Source organism: Agrobacterium sp. RC10-4-1, assembly GCF_014138475.1.
Taxonomy (GTDB): Bacteria; Pseudomonadota; Alphaproteobacteria; order Rhizobiales; family Rhizobiaceae; genus Agrobacterium; species Agrobacterium pusense.
In genome coordinates, this window is record NZ_JACJIT010000002.1 from 676,993 (window position 1) to 695,042 (window position 18,050).

Genomic DNA, 18,050 nt, shown 5'->3' on the forward strand with positions numbered 1-18,050 from the left:
GACGGCTCGGAGCGATTTGCCCGAAGATGAATAAGGCGGCTTTCCGCCTTGATACGTTGACAAGCCACCGGACCTTGGCTCCGGCGAGATTGGAGAACGACATGGCAGCGGTTCAGGAAACGATCGATCAGGTCCGCCAGATCGATGTGGACCAGTATAAATACGGCTTCGAAACCAATATCGAAGTCGACAAGGCCCCGAAGGGTCTTTCGGAAGAGGTGATCCGTTTCATCTCGGGCAAGAAGCAGGAGCCGGAATGGATGCTGGAATGGCGTCTTGAGGCTTACAAGCGCTGGCTGACGATGGAAGAGCCGACCTGGGCGCGCGTCAGCTACCCCAAGATCGACTTCAACGATCTCTATTATTATGCCGCGCCGAAAAGCACCCCCGGCCCGAAGTCGCTCGATGAAGTCGACCCGGAGCTGCTGAAGGTCTATGAAAAGCTCGGCATTCCGCTGAAAGAACAGGAAATCCTCGCTGGCGTCGAAAAGCGTCAGGTCGCTGTTGATGCCGTGTTCGACAGTGTTTCGGTCGTCACCACCTTCAAGGCAGAATTGGCCAAGGCCGGCGTGATCTTCATGTCGATTTCGGAAGCCGTGCGCGAGCATCCGGAGCTGGTGAAGAAATATCTCGGCTCGGTCGTTCCGACGACGGACAATTTTTATGCGACGCTGAACTCGGCCGTCTTTACTGACGGTTCCTTCGTGTTCGTGCCGAAGGGCGTTCGTTGCCCGATGGAGCTTTCCACCTATTTCCGCATCAACGAAAAGAACACCGGCCAGTTCGAGCGCACGCTGATCATCGCCGAAGAGGGGGCTTACGTCTCCTATCTGGAAGGCTGCACCGCTCCCCAGCGCGACGAGAACCAGCTTCACGCCGCCGTTGTTGAACTCGTGGCGCTCGATGATGCCGAAATCAAATATTCCACCGTCCAGAACTGGTATCCGGGCGACAAGGAAGGCAAGGGCGGCATCTACAATTTCGTGACCAAGCGCGGCGATTGCCGTGGCAACCGCTCGAAGATCTCGTGGACGCAGGTGGAGACCGGTTCGGCCATCACCTGGAAATACCCGTCCTGCATCCTGCGCGGTGATGACAGCCGTGGCGAGTTCTATTCGATCGCGGTCTCCAATGGTCACCAGCAGATCGACAGTGGCACCAAGATGATCCATCTCGGCAAGAACACGTCGAGCCGCATCATCGCCAAGGGTATCGCCGCCGGTTTCTCAGAAAACGTCTATCGCGGCCAGGTCTCGGCCCACCGCAAGGCGACCAACACGCGTAACTTCACGCAGTGCGACTCGCTGCTGATCGGCGACAAGTGCGGCGCGCATACCGTGCCTTACATCGAGGCGAAGAACTCCTCCGCGCACTTCGAGCATGAGGCGACGACGTCGAAGATTTCCGAAGACCAGCTGTTCTATTGCCTGCAGCGCGGCATTCCCGAGGAAGCGGCGATCGCGCTGATCGTCAACGGCTTCGTGAAGGAAGTCATTCAGGAACTGCCGATGGAATTTGCCGTGGAAGCGCAGAAGCTGATCGGCATTTCGCTCGAAGGGTCTGTGGGATAAGTTTTCCTCGTCATCCTCGGGCTTGTCCCGAGGATCTACGGCCCTTGGCCTGAGCAGAGACAACCCACTTCCTGGATCCTCGGGTCAAGCCCGAGGATGACGGATGAGAGATTTGAGACAAGCCCTGATGGGGCGCACGAGGCGGTCCTTGAAACCGCACCATGAACAGGAACAATACCATGCTTGAAATCATCGACCTGCACGCAAAGATCGCCGATACCGAAACCGAGATCATCAAGGGTCTTAACCTGAAGGTTGCCGCCGGTGAGGTTGCTGCCATCATGGGGCCGAACGGTTCCGGCAAGTCGACGCTGTCCTACATCCTGTCGGGCCGTGAGGACTACGAAGTCACCTCCGGTGACATTCTCTATAACGGCGAAAGCATTCTGGAGCTGGACGCTGCCGAGCGGGCTGCGAAGGGCATTTTCCTTGCCTTCCAGTATCCGGTCGAAATTCCGGGTGTTGCCACCATGCAGTTCCTGAAGGTCGCGATGAACGAGCAGCGCAAGGCGCGCGGCGAGTCCGAACTGACGACGCCGGACTTTATCCGCCGCGTCAAGGAAGCAGCCGGCGATCTGAAGATCGACATGGAGATGCTGAAGCGTCCGCTCAACGTCGGGTTCTCCGGCGGTGAGAAGAAGCGTGCCGAAATCCTGCAGATGGCGCTTCTGGAGCCGAAGCTCTGCGTTCTCGACGAAACCGATAGCGGCCTCGACATCGACGCGCTGAAGATCGTGGCTGACGGCGTCAATGCGCTGAAGTCGCCGGATCGCGCGACCGTCGTCATCACCCACTATCAGCGCCTGCTCGACTACATCGTGCCTGACAGCGTTCACGTTCTCTACAAGGGCAAGATCATCCGCTCGGGTGACAAGGCTCTCGCGCTGGAACTGGAAAACAACGGTTACGCCGACATCATCGGTGAAGCGGCCTGATCGAAGGCCAGGAGGTGATGTCCATGAACATTCAAGCTACCAACCGGCTGACGCCAGCGGAAACCGCGCTGGTCGATGCCTATACCGCCAAGTTCAGCGAGCTGCCCGGCGACGGCGCCGTGGTTGCCGCGCGTGACGTGCTGTTCGACGATCTGAAGACAGGTGGTCTTCCGACACGCCGCATCGAGGCCTGGCACTATACCGATCTGAAGAGCCTGCTGCGCACGGTTCCGGAAGACCGGCCCGCGCCTGTCATCGAGAAGGCTGCGTCGATTATTGCCGGTTCGCCTGTGGCTTACATGCTGCATGGCACGGCCGATATCGGCAAGGTCGATGGTGTCAGCGTATCGCGCTTTGCCGACAGCCTGCTCGATGGCTCTGCCGCGGCTGGCCTTGCGGAAGCCAGCAAGGATGACACGATTGGCCGCATCAATGGCAGCTTTGTGCGTGACGGCCTCGTGGTCGAAATTCCCGCCGATGCTGAGCTCGACAAGCCGATCGAACTGCAGGCTATCCATGGCGCAGGCCAGGTTCACAGCCGCTTCCCGGTGCGCTTCGGCAAGGGTTCGAAAGCGACCGTCATTGAGCGTCACCTTTCGGTGACGCCCGATGCGGCGCTGGTCTCCTCGGTCAGCGATATCGTCGTTGAGGATGGCGCGGAAGCAACCTGGATCCTTTTGCAACAGCAGGGTGGCGCCGATATTCACCTTGGCCAGCTGCGCATCAAGCTTGGCGCGGAAGCCAAGTTGCGTCTCTTCCTGATCAATGCCGGCGGCAAGCTGGTGCGTCAGGAACTGCGCATCGATGTGGAAGGTGAGGGCACTGATCTCATCGTTCGCGGCGTCAACCTTCTCGGTGGCGAAACCCATACGGACGTGACGATGGTTCTTGGCCACAACGTGCCGAACACGACCTCGACGGAAGTTTTCCGCAACGTGGTGTTCGACCGCGCGAAGGGCATTTTCCAGGGCATGATCCGGGTCGCACCGGATGCCCAGAAGACCGACGCGAAGATGGCGTGCAACACGCTGCTCATGTCTGACGATGGCGAGTTCTCGGCAAAGCCGGAACTGGAAATCTTCGCCGACGACGTTCAGTGCGGCCATGGCGCGACGGTTGCCGATATCAGCGACAACCATCTCTACTACCTGATGGCACGCGGCGTTCCGCGGGCAAAGGCACGGGCGATGCTCGTCAACGCCTTCGTTGCCGAGATCGTCGAGGAACTGGAAGAAGAAAATCTGGTAGAGGCGCTGGAGACGATCATTTCCGGCTGGCTGGAGCATCACGCTTAGCAACCTCTCCGTCGTCATCCTCGGGCTTGTCCCGAGGATGAGGTGAAGCAGCGGTAACGCTGTGCAAAAACCGGAGCTCTCCAGAAGAGCACCATGAAAGGGCCCGAGAAATGGACCAGACCGCAATGGCGGCCCCTTATGACATCGAAGCCGTGCGCAAGGATTTCCCGATCCTGTCGCGCGAGGTCTATGGCAAGCCGCTGGTCTATCTCGACAACGGCGCGTCCGCTCAAAAACCGCAGGTGGTGATCGACGCCGTTTCGCATGCTTATGCAAATGAGTACGCTAACGTGCATCGCGGTCTGCATTTCCTCTCCAATGCCGCAACCGACGCCTATGAGGCGGCGCGCGAAAAAGTGCGCCGGTTCCTCAATGCCGATTCGGTGGACGAGATCGTCTTCACCAAATCCTCCACCGAGGCGATCAATACGGTCGCTTACGGTTATGGCATGCCCAAGATCGGCGAGGGCGACGAGATCGTCATCTCGATCATGGAGCACCACTCCAATATCGTGCCGTGGCATTTCATCCGCGAGCGGCAGGGCGCCAAGCTCGTCTGGGTGCCGGTTGATGATGACGGCGCATTTCATATCGAGGCTTTCGAAAAGAGCCTGACGGAGCGCACCAAGCTCGTTGCCATCACCCATATGTCGAATGCGCTCGGCACCATCGTGCCGGTCAAGGAAATCTGCCGTATCGCGCATGAGCGTGGCATTCCGGTGCTGATCGATGGATCACAGGGCGCTGTTCATATGCCTGTGGATGTGCGGGATATCGATTGCGACTGGTATGTGATGACGGGCCACAAGCTTTATGGTCCCTCCGGCATCGGCGTGCTCTATGGCAAGGCCGACCGGCTGCGCGAGATGCGGCCGTTCCAGGGCGGCGGCGAGATGATCCTCGACGTCTCCGAAGACAATGTCACCTATAACGAGCCGCCGCATCGTTTCGAAGCGGGTACGCCGCCCATCGTGCAGGCGATCGGCCTCGGTTACGCGCTCGATTACATGGACAATCTCGGCCGTGCCGCGATTGCAGCACACGAGGCCGATCTTGCCGCTTATGCCGCCGAGCGGCTGCGCGAGATCAATTCGCTGCGCATCATCGGCAACGCGCCTGACAAGGGCGGCATTTTCTCCTTCGAGCTTGAGGGCATTCACGCCCATGACGTCTCGATGGTGATCGACCGGCGCGGCGTTGCCGTGCGGGCCGGCACCCATTGCGCCATGCCGCTCTTGAAACGCTTCGGCGTCACCTCCACATGCCGGGCATCGTTCGGCCTTTACAATACCCGCGCCGAAGTAGACTCTCTTGTCGAGGCGCTGGAATATGCGCGCAAATTTTTCGCCTGATATCGCAGCTTGAAATCAGGATTGAGGTTTAAGACCATGACTGCCGATGCCACTGCAAAGACCCAGGATGCGACCGAAGCTCAGGAAAAGGTATCCACCATTCCGCCGGATGAGCTTGCACGCCTCAGCGACGATGTGATCGCGGCGCTGAAGACCGTTTATGACCCGGAAATTCCGGCCGACATCTTCGAACTCGGGCTGGTCTACAAGATCGATATCGAAGACGACCGGATGGTCAAGATCGTCATGACGCTGACGGCCCCCGGTTGCCCCGTCGCTGGCGAAATGCCGGGCTGGGTGGAGAACGCCGTTGGCGCCGTCGAAGGTGTTTCCGGTGTCACCGTCGAAATGACGTTCGATCCGCCGTGGACGCCGGACCGCATGTCGGAAGAAGCGCAGGTTGCCGTCGGCTGGTACTGATTTGATTTTGCCTGGTGTCATCCCTTGATGACATCGTCAGGCGCACTTAAATTGAATTCCATAAGCATCGAGCCTTGAACTCGATTGTCGAAGGAGAATGGGCCCATGGGCTTTGCAATCATGACCATGACCGGGGCTGCTGCCTCGCGCGTTAAAGCGATCGTCGAAAATTCCGGACCGGACGCCAAGGGCGTGCGCGTCGGCATTAAGAAGGGCGGTTGCGCGGGCATGGAATATACCATCGACCTCGTGACCGAGCCGGATGCGAAGGACGATCTGGTGGAATTCGAAGGCGCGAAAGTCTGGGTTCAGCCTTCCGCCGTGCTTTATCTGCTCGGCACGCAGATGGATTTCGAAGTGACCAAGATGCGCTCCGGTTTCACCTTCAACAATCCGAACCAGACCTCTGCCTGCGGCTGCGGTGAATCGGTTGAGCTGAAGCCTGCGGATCTCGCCGCGCTTGCAAAGCAGCGTGAGGCAGAAGCCAGCGTTTGATTGGTTACGCTATCTCTGCGATGGAGAGGTAGACATTCTTATGCACACAGCGCTCCCACAAACGCGACGTCATCCTCGGGCTTGACCCGAGGGTTCCATCCCCGTCAAATCGCTTGAGACGTTTGTAGATCCTCGGGTCAAGCCCGAGGGTAACGGATGACAAGTTTCAGGTTTTTTCCGCAGACTGCGTCTCACGCAAAATCAGCTTTCCAAGGATCATGACTGCTGTTTGAAGGCTTCGATGAAATCGGCCAGCGGATGGATTGATGGCGTGGTCATCAATAGCGGTTCGAGAGCCGCGGCGATCTCCCGACAATCTTCTGCAGAGAGTGGCCGGAGGCTTGACGTGATCCTGTTATAGTGAGGCGTCCCGCGCGATGCGAGCGAGCGATGGATCACAAACACTTCCGTCTGCCCGTCCTGTCGCTCCACAAAAAGGGCAAGCGATCCGCCGTCTGCAGCCGCAGCGCTATCGGATACGGATTTGAACATCGAGACTCCATGCGGTAGATTTCCGGAGAGCCTATCCGATTGACGTCATGAAGCAAGATTGAATGCGGATGGTTTCAGTGAGGGGGTAGCCGGCGTGGGGAATAGCAGCAGCTCGATTGATGTTTGGACACTTGGCCTCGTTGCTGCCGGCATTCTGGTCGGCCTGACGTTGGTTGTCGGTATTCTTTTCCTCTCCTTTTCTTGGGAGGCTAAAGCACGCAGGCGCGTGTCATCAGCCACCACGGAAGGCGTTCAGTTCGAACGAACTGAAGGCGGCGAGTGGCCAACGGTGCGTGGAGACGGGGGCGGAGGGGGCCATCATTGAACGGGCGGTTCACGTGTTGAGACCGGCAGGGGAGATCACGGCCACGGCAAGGGCGGCGGTAAATGCTGCTTTCGCGCACGTCACCCTAGGCGGCGGTGTGGGTCTTCGTGAGGCCGCCGCGATTGATGATTACGCGAGCCATGATGTGCTTGCCGCCCGCCGCGCCGAGGATGAAAAGGACGATTGGTCTGCGATCACGGTGGAGGACGTGGACCTCCACTCCGCCAGTCCTGCGTTTTTTGATGCCGAAGCAATGCGGTTTCATCTACCCGCCTACATGATCGCCGATCTCGACGGTTGTTACCGGCACGAGTTCGTGCCCCATCTGCGCGGCCGCCCGGAGAAATTTGCGCTGTTGAACGACGCTCAAAGGCGGGCCGTTGAATTATATTTGCACGCCCTCCTGCAGCGAAACTACCCGCCGTCTTACCAGACCGATGTAGAACAGGCGCTTGAGGAATGGCGGCAAGCCGCAGATCGTTAGGCCGGATTGATCACTCGTGTCTCAGGGCTTCGATCGGGCTGAGACTCGCCGCACGTCGCGCGGGAAAATAGCCGAAAATCACGCCGATGGCGGCTGAAAAGGCGAAGGCGAGGAAGATGATCGATGGGCTGGTGACGAAAGGCACGTTGAGGAAGCTGACGACCGCGTAGGCGAGGCCGAGGCCGGTGAGGATGCCGACGATGCCGCCGAAGGCCGAGAGCATCACCGCTTCCACCAGAAACTGTGTCAGCACCTGTTTTTCCAATGCGCCGATGGCAAGCCGAATGCCGATCTCACGCGTGCGCTCTGTTACCGAGACCAGCATGATGTTCATGATGCCGATGCCGCCCACGAGAAGGCTGACGGCGGCGACCGCGCCGAGAAGTCCGGTGAGAAGCGTCGTCGTGCCGGTCATGGCGGAAGCGATCTGCGTCATGTCGTTGACAGTAAAATCATCCTCGCGGCCGATGTTGATGCGGCGACGCTCGCGCAGCAGGTTTTGCAGGTCGCTCTGCACCTTGGCGGTGGAAACGCCATCCTGCGCCGAAACCATGATCGAGGAAATGGTGGTGGTGCCGCCAATGCGCCGCTGGTGGATTTTGAGCGGCATGATGATCGTGTCGTCCTGATCGTCGCCGAGGCCGGACTGGCCTTTGCGGGCGAGAACGCCGATGACGGGGCAGGAGATGTTGCTGACGCGGATCGTCTGTCCCACAGGGTTTTCCGCACCGAACAGTTCCTGACGCACGGTTTCGCCGATGATGCAGCCGATCTGACCGCCGCGATCTTCGGCGGGCTGGAAGTCACGGCCCAGCGCGATCGTCCAGTCCTGGGCGATCAGGTAATCATTGGTGGTGCCGATGACGCTTGTCTGGTGGTTCTTGCCGCCGAAAATGACGGTTGCTGCGGAACTGCGGTTCTGCGGTGCGACGGCGCGTATGCCTGATATCTGGTTTCGGATCGCCTCGACATCGCGGTCATCGAAGCGCTTGGCTTCAGTGCTGGCGCGGCCGGGGCCGAACTGGCCGGGGCGCACGAACAGCATGTTGGTGCCGAGCCGTGACAATTCCGATTTTACCTGCTCGGTCGTACCGTTGCCGATGGTGACCATGGCAATGACGGCGGCCACACCAATGACGACGCCGAGCACGGTGAGGAAGGAGCGCAACAGGTTGCGGCTGATGGCGCGGAGCGCAAGACGCGATGTTTCAAAGAACATCCAATGTCTCCTTATGATCCGCGGCGCTGTCGGAGGCGAGGTGGCCGTCGACAAAACGCAGCAGGCGCCCGGCATAAGCGGCGATATCCTCCTCATGGGTTACCATGACGACGGTGATGCCCTTGTCGCGATTGAGCGAAGTTATCAGTTCCATGATTTCGACGCTCGTCTTCGTATCGAGATTGCCGGTCGGCTCGTCGGCCAGAAGCAGGGCCGGGCGGGTGACGATGGCGCGGGCAATGGCCACACGCTGCTGCTGGCCGCCGGAAAGCTCCTGCGTGGTGTGATCTTCGCGACCTTTCAGTCCCACCTGTGCCAGCGCCTCCATGGCGCGCTCACGCCGTTCCGAAGCCTTCATGCCCCGATAGATCAGCGGCAGTTCGACATTTTCCACCGCAGAGGTGCGGGAGAGAAGGTTAAAGCCCTGAAACACGAAACCGAGCATGTGCCGGCGCAAGAGCGTCAGATGTTCGTTATCGAAGCCGCTGGTCGGCACGCCCTGGAAGAGATATTCGCCAGCCGATGGGACGTCCAGACAGCCGATGATGTTCATCGAGGTGGATTTGCCCGATCCCGACGGTCCCATGATGGCGACGAATTCCTTCTCGCGGATCGACAGGCTGACGCCGTCGAGCGCGCGGATCGTCGCTTCGCCGCGACCATATTGCTTCACGACATCACGGAACTCGATGAGCGGCGGCTGTTGCATGCGCTTGTCCTCCGTCAGCCGGCGTTACGGGCCGTTGCGTCGGTAATTACCTGGTCATCGGCTTTTAATTCGCCAGATTTCACCACGGTATGCTGGCCGTCGGTGGAGCCAGTTTCGATTGCGACGGAAAGCGGATTGTTGTTGCGCAGCACCCAGACCGTCCTTTTACCCTGGGCGGCCTGGCCGGCATCGCGGTTTTGCGGGCGGCCCATGCGGGGCGGTCGGAACAGGCTCATCAACCCGCCCCCACGCGAAGCGGATTCGCGCGGCGGTGTATAACGAAGCGCGGAATTGGGTACCAGCAGGGCGTCCTTGATCTCTTCAACGATGATATTGGCCGTTGCCGTCATGCCGGGGCGAAGCAGCAGTTCTGCATTGTCGACCGTCAATATGCCCTTATAGGTCACCACGTTGGATACGGTTTCCGAGGCGAAGCGCACGGTCTCGATCTCGGCCGGGAAGCTGCGGTCGGGATAGGCATCGACGTTGAATGTGGCCTTCTGCCCGGTTTCCACCTTGCCGACATCGGCCTCATCCACCGAGACCTGCAGCTCCATGTGGCGCAGATCGCCGGCGATGGTGAAGAGAACAGGGGCATTGAGCGAGGAGGCGACCGTGGCGCCGGGATCGACGCTGCGGGTGAGGATAACGCCATCGATCGGCGAAACGATCTTGGCCTTGCCCAGATTGACCTCGGCGAGCCGCAGATCGGCTTCCGCCGACAGCACGGTCGCCTCATTAACCTCAAGCGTTGCGGCCGCCGCATCATGGGTGAACTGCGCGGCGTCCAGATCCTGCTGGCTGGAGACGCGGTTCTGAACCAGGGATCGCAGGCGCTCCATGGATGTCTTTGCCGAGCCAAGGTCCGCGCGGGCCTTCAGCACATTGGCCTTGGCGGAAGCGAGCTTGGCGCGGGCGCTCTGCACGTCGGCTTCCAGCTTGTTGGTATCCAGCTCCGCCAGAACGTCTCCGGCCTTGACCGGGGTGTTGTAGGTGACGTTGACCTTGCGCACCGTGCCGGACAGTTCGCTCGATATATCAACCTGATCCGTCGGCTGAACCGAGCCGGTGGAGGTGACGATGACCGAGAGATCGCCCTGACGCGCTGCTTCCGTGGTGTAGCTATAAGCCACACCGCCTGCGCGTGACTGGTAATAATAACCAAGACCGCCGCCAATCAGCACAATGGCTGCTGCCACATAGAGGAACCGACGCGACTTTTTCTTGCGGCCGTTTCTGGTCGTCCCCAAAATCTCGCGCAGATCGGGCTGGCTGTTTTTGGTATCGCTGCCACTGGTATTGGCGTCATTCATTCTCGTCACCCGCAAAGTTCAAAATACTACAGAGAGTTGCCGCCGCTCTCCGGTTTGTTCGTCCGTCTGTCGCCGTTATATTCCTCTGATTGTGGGAAGTGACATAGCTTGCCCCAAGGGTGAAGTGAAAACTTGGTAATATTTATGATAGTTCTGGTCTGCTAGAGATAGGTATTCGAAAAGCCGATGCCACAGATGCGGCAGAGGTTTCAGCAGCGACATTCAGGACGATGATGAAATGAACGACAATGTGGTGAAGTTCCGCAAACCGGTGCCGCCGAAGAAGCCGCGCGAACCGCTCGGGCCAAAAGCGAAGAGGGCATTGACGGTTGCGGCTGTCATATTGTTTTTCGCGGCCGCATGGGGCTATTTCACGCTGATGGGGCAGGGGTAGAGCAAAGTGCTGGCATAGGCGTTCTGCTTAGGAGCAGGATGGAAGTATGCAAATCGGCTAAAGCGGTGGGCCTCCGCCGCTCATTCTGATCACGGGGATTGGCCAAAGCGGTTGTCGGGCGACTACCGTGTCGCCCGACAAGTTGCCCTTAGCCGACTAGCCGCAAACGGGCATTTTCGAACGGATAACCTTCATCATCAATCGCACGACGGGAAAGCTCCTGAAAGCCGAGCGATCTATAGAAGCCCATCGCCTGCACGTTTTCAGTATAGGCTTCAAGCGAAAGCTCGCCCTTCAAATTCAGCGCGTGCGAAACGAGTTTACGCCCGATACCGAGGCCTTGATGGCACGGGGAAACAAATAAGCCGCCGATGAAAGTGTCGAGCAGACTGATAAAGCCCGCAGCTTGGCCGTTTAATGTTGCGACCCACGTTTGGGCGCCAGGCAAATATTGTTCCTCAATAAGTGCCTTTTGCTCCATCAAACGACGCTCGCCGATAAACGGATGAGCAAGCAACGAGGCTTCGAGCCAGATGTTGGAGAGATTTACTGTGTCCGAGGCCTCGAAAGGCCGGATGATAACGTCCTCGAATTTCATGAGAACTCCGCAGAAAAGATATGCAAAAAGGTCCGGCTACCGATACTGGTGCCAGGTGAAGCCGCAAATTGCGGTCGAAATCACAAGCCTCTGCGCATAAATCTCCTCTGCTATTGGGCGGCTTTTAGGGGACAGCAAACAATTAATCAATGACCGCAATTGGCGCTTCTGCGCGATTATGGCCGTCGGCCCTAAGCGGACGGCAAAATTACGCCGGCGCGCGATTTCCATTCCGAAGCAAGAACCGCGTAAATATACTCGTCTCCCCAGACGTCTCGGAAGCGGTCGTTCTGGATCAAATGCGCTTCTCGACGCAGTCCAAGGCGCTCAACAACGCCGACCGAACCCTCATTCGCAGCGTCCAGCCGCGCGAAGATTCGATGAAATCCGATTGACGAGAAGCCTATGCTGACCATCGCGCCAACAGCCTCCGTTGCATACCCGTTCCCCGCGAATTCTGGATTGAAAATATATCCAACCTCTCCCTGCAGTGCATCAACACTTGCCAGCTTCAACAGGACTTCACCGACCAGTGCGTTGTCAGCCTTTCGCTCGACGGCCAGTCGATAGGTGTCGCCATCCTTCTCAAATGGTGCCGCCAAAATCGCCGAGAACTGCTCTTGCAAAGCATCTCCAGTTGGAGGTGCAGCGTAAAGATACCGGTAAACCTCCTGCAGAGAATGGTAGGCTGAATAGCCGGGGAAATCGCCTCTTGTGAATTCGCGCAGGACAAGGCGGTCGGTCGAAAGCGGTGCACCTAATTTTTGAAGTTGCATCAAGTACCTGATTGATTTTTGCCCCTCCGGGAACCCCGGGGCGGCCTCGTTAAACTCGGCCTCTAGGTAGGTCGTCTTCCGTCGCTTACAATGGTACGACCCCTGCGCAATCCCGCCCGATAAATAACTTGCCGTGGCGGCTGCAAAAGGCGTTTGCCAACGGCATCATATCCAATACCTATCAACACGGCCAAGGGAGTGGATCGCATGAAAGGCTTTCGCGACAGTGTGTTGTTTCCGATCACCCTCTTGATCGGCGGCGTTATCGCGTTTTTTCTCTTTCTTTACCTGACTGGCCACGATCCGGACGAGCGACCTCTGACCTTGGTGGAATGGGTTATCGGCGGCACGCTGATCGGACCGGGTTTCGGGTATCTCATGAAATGGAGAAGAGCGAAGGATCGCCGGAGCGCAAATACGGAATGAAACCGTGTCTGCGATCGAACCCAAACCAGTCATTTGTGGGGAATGCAAGAAAGCGGTGGCGACCCCTGCAGGACTCGAACCTGCGACCTACTGCTTAGAAGCTAGGTTTTTATGTAATGATTGCGAAAATATGAGAACAAACTGCTTCTAATATCTGCCACCGAAAATCAGTACGTTACAATTCGTTTGCAAACTGCTCTGCGTTTAGCTGACTGTATTTTGACGATAGCGCGCTTCAACCTGTCGTGGCAAGAGCGGAATGAAAAAAGCCCGCGTCAAGCGGGCTTCTTATTTGGCGTTGCTCGATAGTCTTCGAGCTTCTTTATCGCCTCCTCAGCGAGGGCAGCTTTGCCGCCGAGATAGTGAGCATCAAGGATGACTTCGACGTCTTTGAGGCTGTGGCCGGTGATCGCTGCGATCTGCGCCACCGAGCATCCTGCGATCGCCAGCCGCGTGACGGCCGTGCCGCGTAGGTCATGGAAGGTTAGATCCGTGATGCTGGCCTTGGCCTTCGCTTTCGTCCAACTGGTATTGAACCCGTCAGAGGTCCAGGGGCGCTTGTCGCGCTTGTTGGTGAGGATGGTGGGCGAAATCCTCGGCATGCTGTCCAGTAACTCGCGCAGCTCGGCGCCGGCGGGGATCTTTACGCGTGCGCCGGTCTTGCCCTGCTTCACCTTGATGTGTGAGCCGTCATAGTCGCTCCACGGAGCCTTGAGGATGTCTCCCTTACGTTGGCCCGTCCAAAGCGCCATGATGACTGCAGCTTTGATCTCATCGGACGCCACGGCGAAAAGGCGCGCCAAGGTGTCGTCGGTCCAGATGTTTTCGTTGCGATCGACACTGTAGATGCGACCGCCGCGTTCCGCCTGATTTATCGAGATCCGGCCACGGTCCTTTGCCACTGACAGGATGCGGGCAAGCACCATCCACGCGAAGTCTGCGCTGCGAGGCTTGTCGGCCATGCCATCACGCCACTCCTTGAACTTGCCTCGAGCGCGCTTGTCCTGGATAGCTACAAGGCTCATCGTACCGAATGCATCGCGCACCTTGTCAATGTATCGGCTGTATTCCTTCTGCGATTTGGGAGAAAGGCCGGTGAAGTCCGTCGATGATTTGTATTCGGTAATCAGCCGATTCATGTTGTCGGTCTGATCGATGAAGCGATCTTTGGTGGCTTCAACGAATGCCCGCATGAGCAGAGGATCGCCCGGTTGCAGCGGACGGCCTGCCTTGTCTTTCAACAGCGGGCCGCCGCGCCAAGCGTAGCAGTATGTTATGGTTTTGCCGCTTGCGAGCCGCTTTTTGACCCTAGCTAGACCCTTAAGCTTTTCGCGCATTCTGCTCGCGCTCCCATCGTTCGAATTCATCCTCGGTATTGTCGTTCGCCGGCAGCAGCCCGCTTATCTCATCGAGTTTAGCGTCAATCGCTCGCTTGTCCCACTTGCGAGTGCCGGCAATAGCTGCCGGCATCTTGTTGGTTGATACCCACAGCGAGAACGTTGACTGCCCAATGCCGAGATAGGCTGCAGCTTCTCTTCTGCCCATGAGGCGAGGGGCGTTGTCATTAGCTGGTGACATTGCCGCCCTCCTGCGATTTAGCAAGCGCATATAGCCTTGCCCTCGCAACGATCAGCATTTCCTTCTGGAACTGCTCTGTCGATATCTTTCCGGACCGATGATCACCGCGGATGTTTGCTTCCGCAGTATCTATCATCTCTGGCGTCAAGTCGTCGCTCATGTCTCAGCCCTCCTGCTTCGCGGGTGCAGCGGCGAGAACCTTGTGGATTTGAGATTGGGCATCGCCCTCTAAGGTTTCCGTAGCGCAGTCCCAATTGATCGACTTCGGATCGACTTTCAGAACTTTGCAAAGCTGTATCACGGCGAAATCAAATCCTGCATTCCAGCGTTCGTCTTGTGCCGGATCGTCCTGCCAATTTTCTTTCGCCGTAAAGCCTTCGATCACATCACGGCGCTTTTCCAGAAGATGCAGACAGGCAGCAACCTTCGCTTCAACGGACCAGCCCTCTCCAAATTCAGGAAGGATAGGCGAGCCGTCATCGTCTCCCTCTTCCATCATGTCGTTTATGCGCGACAACTCCCCCGCCACGTCCTGCACCTGTGCGGAGAGGGTGGAAGCAACGGCGCGAGATATGGCCGTTACATGATCCTTGTCGAACGTGTCATTTTCGATGAACGGTGCAAATGCCTTGTAAACATCGACCGGCGCGACCGCCTTCACGGCCACGGATGGCGCGGGAGGGGCGGCGTAGATAGGCACATCGACGGGAGTGGGGCGTCTCAGGAAGAGGACAGGTCCGCCGGTTTTTGATGCTTGCTCCAGATCATCCTTGTCTACATACCCTATCGGCTCCGCAGAGGGCAAGGCGGCTTCGAGGGCGGCGCGGATCAACTCAGCGCCCACATAGACGCCACCCCTGCCAAGGACGCCTTGTGCAGCTGCAATTTGCTTTTCACTCTGCATGGTGTTCGCCTCCTGTGCTGGCGAGGGCAGGACCACCAGCGTTACGGTGCATGACGTTCCACACGTCTCTAGCTGCTTCCTTTTTATCGGAGTATTTTTTCCAATCGACCAACGATCCAGCAAGAAGCATTCGGTCGGACGGTTCCTTGGCGATGAGGGCCGAACGGTAGCGCTTCACCTCGGCCTCTGCTGCCTCGGCGCGACGGCGGTTGGCGACAGATACCTCGCGAAGCTGATTGGCTTCTGCTTCGAATGCGCGGGCCAGTTCGCTCTTTTCCTCGTTCTCGCGCTGCAAGCTTTCGAGGGTGGATGCCGACTTTCGCATCAAATCTATGGCGTCGTATAGAACGCGGTGAGGCTTGTCCGCCCAGTTGTAAACGTGAAACGTATCGCCATGTTGCTCTCCTTGGATAGCCGCGAACATCGCGTCAGCCTCGTACCGCAACAGATCGGGCGTCACGCCTTCCAGCGCGTTCTTGATATCATTGACGCTCATCTTCTCCTCCCATTATCATTCGCCGCGACCAGCTCGCGCAGCTTGGAGGCGATGACACGGTTGCGGCCGTCCTTCTTGCGCTCGTGCCATTTGGCGACTGCGACGAGAACGGCCGTCGGTGCGGTTCCGGATGAAAGGTTGGCTACGACTTCAAGACCGTCGCCGGAATACGGGGCAGGGGTGTAGGTGGTGTCGCGTCTTCTCGACATTTGTGTCTCCTCAAGTGGTGGTGGTTGGTGGTGGTTATGACGCTTGGCGGGCGTCCATCATCTCGCGTGTTTCGAACATCGGGTGAGTGGCGTTAGGAAAGTCCTGCTTCCAATACCGCTGGCCGATGGGGTCGTAGATTTGCTCCTTGCAGGCCTCGCAGTACCAAGAAAGGGCGCCGTGGTTATACCAATTGGCTGGGGCGCATTGGCAGAGTGCTCGGTTGCAGCTCCCGCCTTCATGCCCTTTGTCAGGCTTATTGGGGCCGTTATAGTCGCCATATGCCACGTTAATCCCCTCAATAAGCCCAGATCAGCACTGCGGTGATGAAGAGCGACAAAGCCAGAAAACTGGCTATGTCCTTCAACAGGTCGGCGTGCTCTTCGGTGATGATCTGCTGAACTGTGGTCGGCTCTTTGATGGCAGCCGCGCTCATTCGCCGGCCTCCAGCGCCTCGACGCGGCCGACGCGAACAAACACTTCGAAGGTGCCGCCGTGCTCTTTGTGCAGACGCGCGGCTTCGACCAGCGCTGAATCGTAGGAGGGATGCTCAAAGGGCCACATGCAGGGACGAATGCGTCCGGTGCTGTCGCCACGGCGGAATACGAAGTGGCCACCGCTGACTTCCTCGCCGTTGCGCGGCTTCTTGGGGAAGCGGCGCATGTATTCGTATTTCGTTTTGGGCTTGCCGTGCTTCTTGGCCTTGTGGTCCGGGCGCTTCATCGGCTCGTCGGACTGTGCAACAGCGCCGTGTGCGGCAGCTACAGCGATATCGTCAAACTCTTCGGGACGCGGTCTATACATGGTGTATCTCCTCTTGTGGTGGTGGCGTGGTGTGGTTGAGATCGAATTGGAGACCCGCCCGGAGACGGATGCCGAATGCGATCAGGCGGCTGTTAAGCAGATGCCCTCTTCATTCGTCCGCAGATATAACGTTCCGCGGCCTTCGAGGCCTTTTGCTCGGTCTCGTACATGGACTTCCCTGCATGGAAGAGGTGGCCCCGCTTGGTGACTTGAAACTTGTAGCCAGCCTTACTCCAGGGAGTTTCCTCGTAACGCTCGACGCGAAACCCGAAGATTGCAGTTTCTTGATTGCAATGGTTGGCGTTCATCGTCGTCATCTCCTGTTCTTGTGGTGGCAGCGAGATCGGCGGGGGCTTCTTCGTCGCTGCTGATGAGCCGACTATGCGATAAACGAATAAGAGTGTCAAACAAAAGATTCGAAAAAAGGATATTGTACGCTATTTGTTCTGTTCGATAATAGAATATTCCTATTTGGCTCGCACAAAAAAACCGCCTCAAAGGGCGGTTTCATAATCACATGTGAGGCTGGCTATCGAAATTTGACGCCGGTAACCTTTGCGACGTAGTCGATAAAAACGTCCTCTTCGACCGCGCCTCCATTTATTGAGTACAAAGACCATCGGTCTTTTCGGGTTCCCCGCAGAAGGCGCTTTACCATAACCTTTCCATCTGCGCGCCAGACGACGCAAATGTTATTAATGTGTAAATCTTGGGGGTACTCATAGACGGTATCGTAGAAAATCACCGACCCATCAGGGATCATTTCTCCCATTGAGTCGCCCTCAACCTCGAGGGCCGACGTATCAATGGGATAGTCACCGGTATTCTCAACTTCACCTATGACGCCTGCGTCAAGGCCGTGAACGTGCCCGCCCGCGCCGACTTTTCCGCGAATTAGAATCGGGATGCGGATTGCAGGTTCACCAACAAATTTGGCGAACTCTACATATTCCTCTAAGCCGATCTTGCGGTTTTCTGAAAATATCTTGTTGATGTAGTTCGCTGGCTTTCCCACATGACGGGCAAGGTCAGATTGCGTCTTTCCAACGCGATCTAATCCATCCTGAAGCCACCGGCGAAAGTCATCCATAGTCATAGTCTGTTCCATTTTTCGTTTATCGCATAAAGTTGCGCAAAAATCTTTTCCGAAAATCGAATAAAGTTATTGACGTTTCAGTTCGATTATCGCATAACCAAAATCAACAGCGGCCAAACAAGAAGCCGACAGGGCAAAAGACCCCAAGACGAACCTGCAGC

The 18,050-nt window shown here is 57.6% G+C and carries 25 protein-coding genes; 9 read left to right on the plus strand and 16 right to left on the minus strand.

Annotated features, from left to right (window positions below; all coding sequences use genetic code 11):
• The first annotated feature begins 101 nt into the window (after nt 1–101).
• From sufB to sufA, 6 genes are all read left to right on the plus strand, one after another.
• A complete protein-coding gene (gene sufB / locus FHW77_RS07625) occupies nt 102–1,571 on the plus strand; it encodes a Fe-S cluster assembly protein SufB (RefSeq protein ID WP_004442395.1) in 1,470 nt (489 codons plus the stop codon).
• A gap of 179 nt (nt 1,572–1,750) precedes the next feature.
• Nucleotides 1,751–2,506: a Fe-S cluster assembly ATPase SufC gene (gene sufC, locus FHW77_RS07630; RefSeq protein ID WP_003522658.1), complete on the plus strand. Its 756-nt coding sequence runs from the start codon at nt 1,751–1,753 to the stop codon at nt 2,504–2,506.
• 23 nt (nt 2,507–2,529) lie between these two features.
• Nucleotides 2,530–3,801 carry a Fe-S cluster assembly protein SufD gene (gene sufD / locus FHW77_RS07635; protein WP_004442392.1) on the plus strand — a complete coding sequence of 424 codons (1,272 nt, stop codon included), beginning with the start codon at nt 2,530–2,532 and terminating at the stop codon, nt 3,799–3,801.
• Between the two features lie 110 nt (nt 3,802–3,911).
• Nucleotides 3,912–5,153: a cysteine desulfurase gene (locus tag FHW77_RS07640; protein WP_004442389.1), complete on the plus strand. Its 1,242-nt coding sequence runs from the start codon at nt 3,912–3,914 to the stop codon at nt 5,151–5,153.
• 36 nt (nt 5,154–5,189) lie between these two features.
• Nucleotides 5,190–5,573, plus strand: coding sequence for an SUF system Fe-S cluster assembly protein (locus FHW77_RS07645; RefSeq protein WP_004442386.1), 384 nt, complete (start codon nt 5,190–5,192; stop codon nt 5,571–5,573).
• 105 nt (nt 5,574–5,678) lie between these two features.
• Nucleotides 5,679–6,068, plus strand: coding sequence for a Fe-S cluster assembly scaffold SufA (sufA, locus tag FHW77_RS07650; RefSeq protein WP_004442383.1), 390 nt, complete (start codon nt 5,679–5,681; stop codon nt 6,066–6,068).
• A gap of 216 nt (nt 6,069–6,284) precedes the next feature.
• Here sufA and FHW77_RS07655 read toward each other — a convergent pair whose 3' ends face one another.
• Nucleotides 6,285–6,560, minus strand: coding sequence for a hypothetical protein (locus FHW77_RS07655; RefSeq protein WP_004442381.1), 276 nt, complete (start codon nt 6,558–6,560; stop codon nt 6,285–6,287).
• A 338-nt stretch (nt 6,561–6,898) separates the two neighbouring features.
• Between FHW77_RS07655 and FHW77_RS07660 the strand changes: the two genes are divergently transcribed.
• Nucleotides 6,899–7,369, plus strand: a complete 471-nt coding sequence (locus FHW77_RS07660; protein WP_234882505.1) for a DUF6714 family protein — start codon at nt 6,899–6,901, stop codon at nt 7,367–7,369.
• Between the two features lie 10 nt (nt 7,370–7,379).
• Here the strand turns inward: FHW77_RS07660 and FHW77_RS07665 are convergent, their stop codons facing one another.
• Genes FHW77_RS07665 through FHW77_RS07675 form a run of 3 tightly spaced genes read right to left on the minus strand, consistent with a single transcriptional unit; the run spans nt 7,380 to nt 10,610 of the window.
• Complete coding sequence (locus FHW77_RS07665) at nt 7,380–8,588, minus strand: ABC transporter permease (RefSeq protein ID WP_004442376.1); 1,209 nt, start codon at nt 8,586–8,588, stop codon at nt 7,380–7,382.
• A complete protein-coding gene (locus tag FHW77_RS07670; protein WP_004442374.1) occupies nt 8,578–9,297 on the minus strand; it encodes an ABC transporter ATP-binding protein in 720 nt (239 codons plus the stop codon). Before FHW77_RS07670 ends, FHW77_RS07665 begins: the two co-directional genes overlap by 11 nt.
• 14 nt (nt 9,298–9,311) lie before the next feature.
• Nucleotides 9,312–10,610: an efflux RND transporter periplasmic adaptor subunit gene (locus FHW77_RS07675; RefSeq protein ID WP_004442370.1), complete on the minus strand. Its 1,299-nt coding sequence runs from the start codon at nt 10,608–10,610 to the stop codon at nt 9,312–9,314.
• Between the two features lie 238 nt (nt 10,611–10,848).
• Between FHW77_RS07675 and FHW77_RS07680 the strand changes: the two genes are divergently transcribed.
• Nucleotides 10,849–11,004 carry a hypothetical protein gene (locus tag FHW77_RS07680; RefSeq protein ID WP_004442368.1) on the plus strand — a complete coding sequence of 52 codons (156 nt, stop codon included), beginning with the start codon at nt 10,849–10,851 and terminating at the stop codon, nt 11,002–11,004.
• A 148-nt stretch (nt 11,005–11,152) separates the two neighbouring features.
• Here FHW77_RS07680 and FHW77_RS07685 read toward each other — a convergent pair whose 3' ends face one another.
• On the minus strand, nt 11,153–11,602 hold the full coding sequence (locus tag FHW77_RS07685) for a GNAT family N-acetyltransferase (protein WP_004442365.1): 450 nt from the start codon (nt 11,600–11,602) through the stop codon (nt 11,153–11,155).
• 191 nt (nt 11,603–11,793) lie between these two features.
• Nucleotides 11,794–12,378: a GNAT family N-acetyltransferase gene (locus tag FHW77_RS07690; RefSeq protein ID WP_004442364.1), complete on the minus strand. Its 585-nt coding sequence runs from the start codon at nt 12,376–12,378 to the stop codon at nt 11,794–11,796.
• A gap of 207 nt (nt 12,379–12,585) precedes the next feature.
• On the opposite strand from FHW77_RS07690, the gene FHW77_RS07695 reads away from it, so the two are divergent.
• Entirely contained in the window at nt 12,586–12,804 is a 219-nt protein-coding gene (locus tag FHW77_RS07695) for a hypothetical protein (protein ID WP_004442362.1), read from the plus strand.
• A gap of 275 nt (nt 12,805–13,079) precedes the next feature.
• On the opposite strand, the gene FHW77_RS07700 is transcribed toward FHW77_RS07695, so the two are convergent.
• The 10 genes from FHW77_RS07700 to FHW77_RS07745 all read right to left on the minus strand — a co-directional run bounded on the left by FHW77_RS07700 (nt 13,080) and on the right by FHW77_RS07745 (nt 17,889).
• Nucleotides 13,080–14,141, minus strand: coding sequence for a tyrosine-type recombinase/integrase (locus tag FHW77_RS07700; RefSeq protein WP_182590365.1), 1,062 nt, complete (start codon nt 14,139–14,141; stop codon nt 13,080–13,082).
• Nucleotides 14,125–14,382, minus strand: a complete 258-nt coding sequence (locus FHW77_RS07705) for a helix-turn-helix transcriptional regulator (RefSeq protein ID WP_182590366.1) — start codon at nt 14,380–14,382, stop codon at nt 14,125–14,127. The genes FHW77_RS07700 and FHW77_RS07705 overlap by 17 nt, the downstream gene beginning before the upstream one ends.
• Nucleotides 14,369–14,542, minus strand: a complete 174-nt coding sequence (locus FHW77_RS07710) for a hypothetical protein (protein ID WP_182590367.1) — start codon at nt 14,540–14,542, stop codon at nt 14,369–14,371. The genes FHW77_RS07705 and FHW77_RS07710 overlap by 14 nt, the downstream gene beginning before the upstream one ends.
• 3 nt (nt 14,543–14,545) lie before the next feature.
• Nucleotides 14,546–15,286 (minus strand): hypothetical protein, encoded by a 741-nt coding sequence (locus FHW77_RS07715; protein ID WP_210276975.1) that lies wholly within the window; start codon nt 15,284–15,286, stop codon nt 14,546–14,548.
• Complete coding sequence (locus FHW77_RS07720; RefSeq protein ID WP_182590369.1) at nt 15,276–15,782, minus strand: hypothetical protein; 507 nt, start codon at nt 15,780–15,782, stop codon at nt 15,276–15,278. Before FHW77_RS07720 ends, FHW77_RS07715 begins: the two co-directional genes overlap by 11 nt.
• Entirely contained in the window at nt 15,779–15,991 is a 213-nt protein-coding gene (locus tag FHW77_RS07725; protein ID WP_182590370.1) for a hypothetical protein, read from the minus strand. The genes FHW77_RS07720 and FHW77_RS07725 overlap by 4 nt, the downstream gene beginning before the upstream one ends.
• A gap of 296 nt (nt 15,992–16,287) precedes the next feature.
• Nucleotides 16,288–16,425 (minus strand): hypothetical protein, encoded by a 138-nt coding sequence (locus FHW77_RS07730; protein ID WP_182590371.1) that lies wholly within the window; start codon nt 16,423–16,425, stop codon nt 16,288–16,290.
• Nucleotides 16,422–16,793, minus strand: coding sequence for a hypothetical protein (locus tag FHW77_RS07735; protein ID WP_182590372.1), 372 nt, complete (start codon nt 16,791–16,793; stop codon nt 16,422–16,424). The genes FHW77_RS07730 and FHW77_RS07735 overlap by 4 nt, the downstream gene beginning before the upstream one ends.
• Before the next feature lie 92 nt (nt 16,794–16,885).
• Nucleotides 16,886–17,101: a hypothetical protein gene (locus FHW77_RS07740; protein WP_182590373.1), complete on the minus strand. Its 216-nt coding sequence runs from the start codon at nt 17,099–17,101 to the stop codon at nt 16,886–16,888.
• A 221-nt stretch (nt 17,102–17,322) separates the two neighbouring features.
• Nucleotides 17,323–17,889: a S24 family peptidase gene (locus FHW77_RS07745; RefSeq protein WP_182590374.1), complete on the minus strand. Its 567-nt coding sequence runs from the start codon at nt 17,887–17,889 to the stop codon at nt 17,323–17,325.
• Between the last annotated feature and the right edge of the window lie 161 nt (nt 17,890–18,050).

Excerpts from the sequence above, each read along its gene's own strand:
- FHW77_RS07655 (WP_004442381.1), bottom strand. The coding sequence starts at position 6,560 with ATGTTCAAATCCGTATCCGATAGCGCTGCGGCTGCAGACGGCGGATCG.
- FHW77_RS07715 (WP_210276975.1), bottom strand. The coding sequence starts at position 15,286 with ATGCAGAGTGAAAAGCAAATTGCAGCTGCACAAGGCGTCCTTGGCAGG.
- FHW77_RS07670 (WP_004442374.1), bottom strand. The coding sequence starts at position 9,297 with ATGCAACAGCCGCCGCTCATCGAGTTCCGTGATGTCGTGAAGCAATAT.
- sufC (WP_003522658.1), top strand. The coding sequence starts at position 1,751 with ATGCTTGAAATCATCGACCTGCACGCAAAGATCGCCGATACCGAAACC.
- FHW77_RS07640 (WP_004442389.1), top strand. The coding sequence starts at position 3,912 with ATGGACCAGACCGCAATGGCGGCCCCTTATGACATCGAAGCCGTGCGC.
- FHW77_RS07645 (WP_004442386.1), top strand. The coding sequence starts at position 5,190 with ATGACTGCCGATGCCACTGCAAAGACCCAGGATGCGACCGAAGCTCAG.
- FHW77_RS07680 (WP_004442368.1), top strand. The coding sequence starts at position 10,849 with ATGAACGACAATGTGGTGAAGTTCCGCAAACCGGTGCCGCCGAAGAAG.
- FHW77_RS07695 (WP_004442362.1), top strand. The coding sequence starts at position 12,586 with ATGAAAGGCTTTCGCGACAGTGTGTTGTTTCCGATCACCCTCTTGATC.
- sufA (WP_004442383.1), top strand. The coding sequence starts at position 5,679 with ATGGGCTTTGCAATCATGACCATGACCGGGGCTGCTGCCTCGCGCGTT.
- FHW77_RS07740 (WP_182590373.1), bottom strand. The coding sequence starts at position 17,101 with ATGAACGCCAACCATTGCAATCAAGAAACTGCAATCTTCGGGTTTCGC.
- FHW77_RS07690 (WP_004442364.1), bottom strand. The coding sequence starts at position 12,378 with ATGCAACTTCAAAAATTAGGTGCACCGCTTTCGACCGACCGCCTTGTC.
- FHW77_RS07730 (WP_182590371.1), bottom strand. The coding sequence starts at position 16,425 with ATGAGCGCGGCTGCCATCAAAGAGCCGACCACAGTTCAGCAGATCATC.
- FHW77_RS07735 (WP_182590372.1), bottom strand. The coding sequence starts at position 16,793 with ATGTATAGACCGCGTCCCGAAGAGTTTGACGATATCGCTGTAGCTGCC.
- sufB (WP_004442395.1), top strand. The coding sequence starts at position 102 with ATGGCAGCGGTTCAGGAAACGATCGATCAGGTCCGCCAGATCGATGTG.
- FHW77_RS07700 (WP_182590365.1), bottom strand. The coding sequence starts at position 14,141 with ATGCGCGAAAAGCTTAAGGGTCTAGCTAGGGTCAAAAAGCGGCTCGCA.
- FHW77_RS07705 (WP_182590366.1), bottom strand. The coding sequence starts at position 14,382 with ATGTCACCAGCTAATGACAACGCCCCTCGCCTCATGGGCAGAAGAGAA.
- FHW77_RS07720 (WP_182590369.1), bottom strand. The coding sequence starts at position 15,782 with ATGAGCGTCAATGATATCAAGAACGCGCTGGAAGGCGTGACGCCCGAT.
- FHW77_RS07675 (WP_004442370.1), bottom strand. The coding sequence starts at position 10,610 with ATGAATGACGCCAATACCAGTGGCAGCGATACCAAAAACAGCCAGCCC.
- FHW77_RS07725 (WP_182590370.1), bottom strand. The coding sequence starts at position 15,991 with ATGTCGAGAAGACGCGACACCACCTACACCCCTGCCCCGTATTCCGGC.
- FHW77_RS07745 (WP_182590374.1), bottom strand. The coding sequence starts at position 17,889 with ATGACTATGGATGACTTTCGCCGGTGGCTTCAGGATGGATTAGATCGC.
- FHW77_RS07665 (WP_004442376.1), bottom strand. The coding sequence starts at position 8,588 with ATGTTCTTTGAAACATCGCGTCTTGCGCTCCGCGCCATCAGCCGCAAC.
- sufD (WP_004442392.1), top strand. The coding sequence starts at position 2,530 with ATGAACATTCAAGCTACCAACCGGCTGACGCCAGCGGAAACCGCGCTG.
- FHW77_RS07710 (WP_182590367.1), bottom strand. The coding sequence starts at position 14,542 with ATGAGCGACGACTTGACGCCAGAGATGATAGATACTGCGGAAGCAAAC.
- FHW77_RS07685 (WP_004442365.1), bottom strand. The coding sequence starts at position 11,602 with ATGAAATTCGAGGACGTTATCATCCGGCCTTTCGAGGCCTCGGACACA.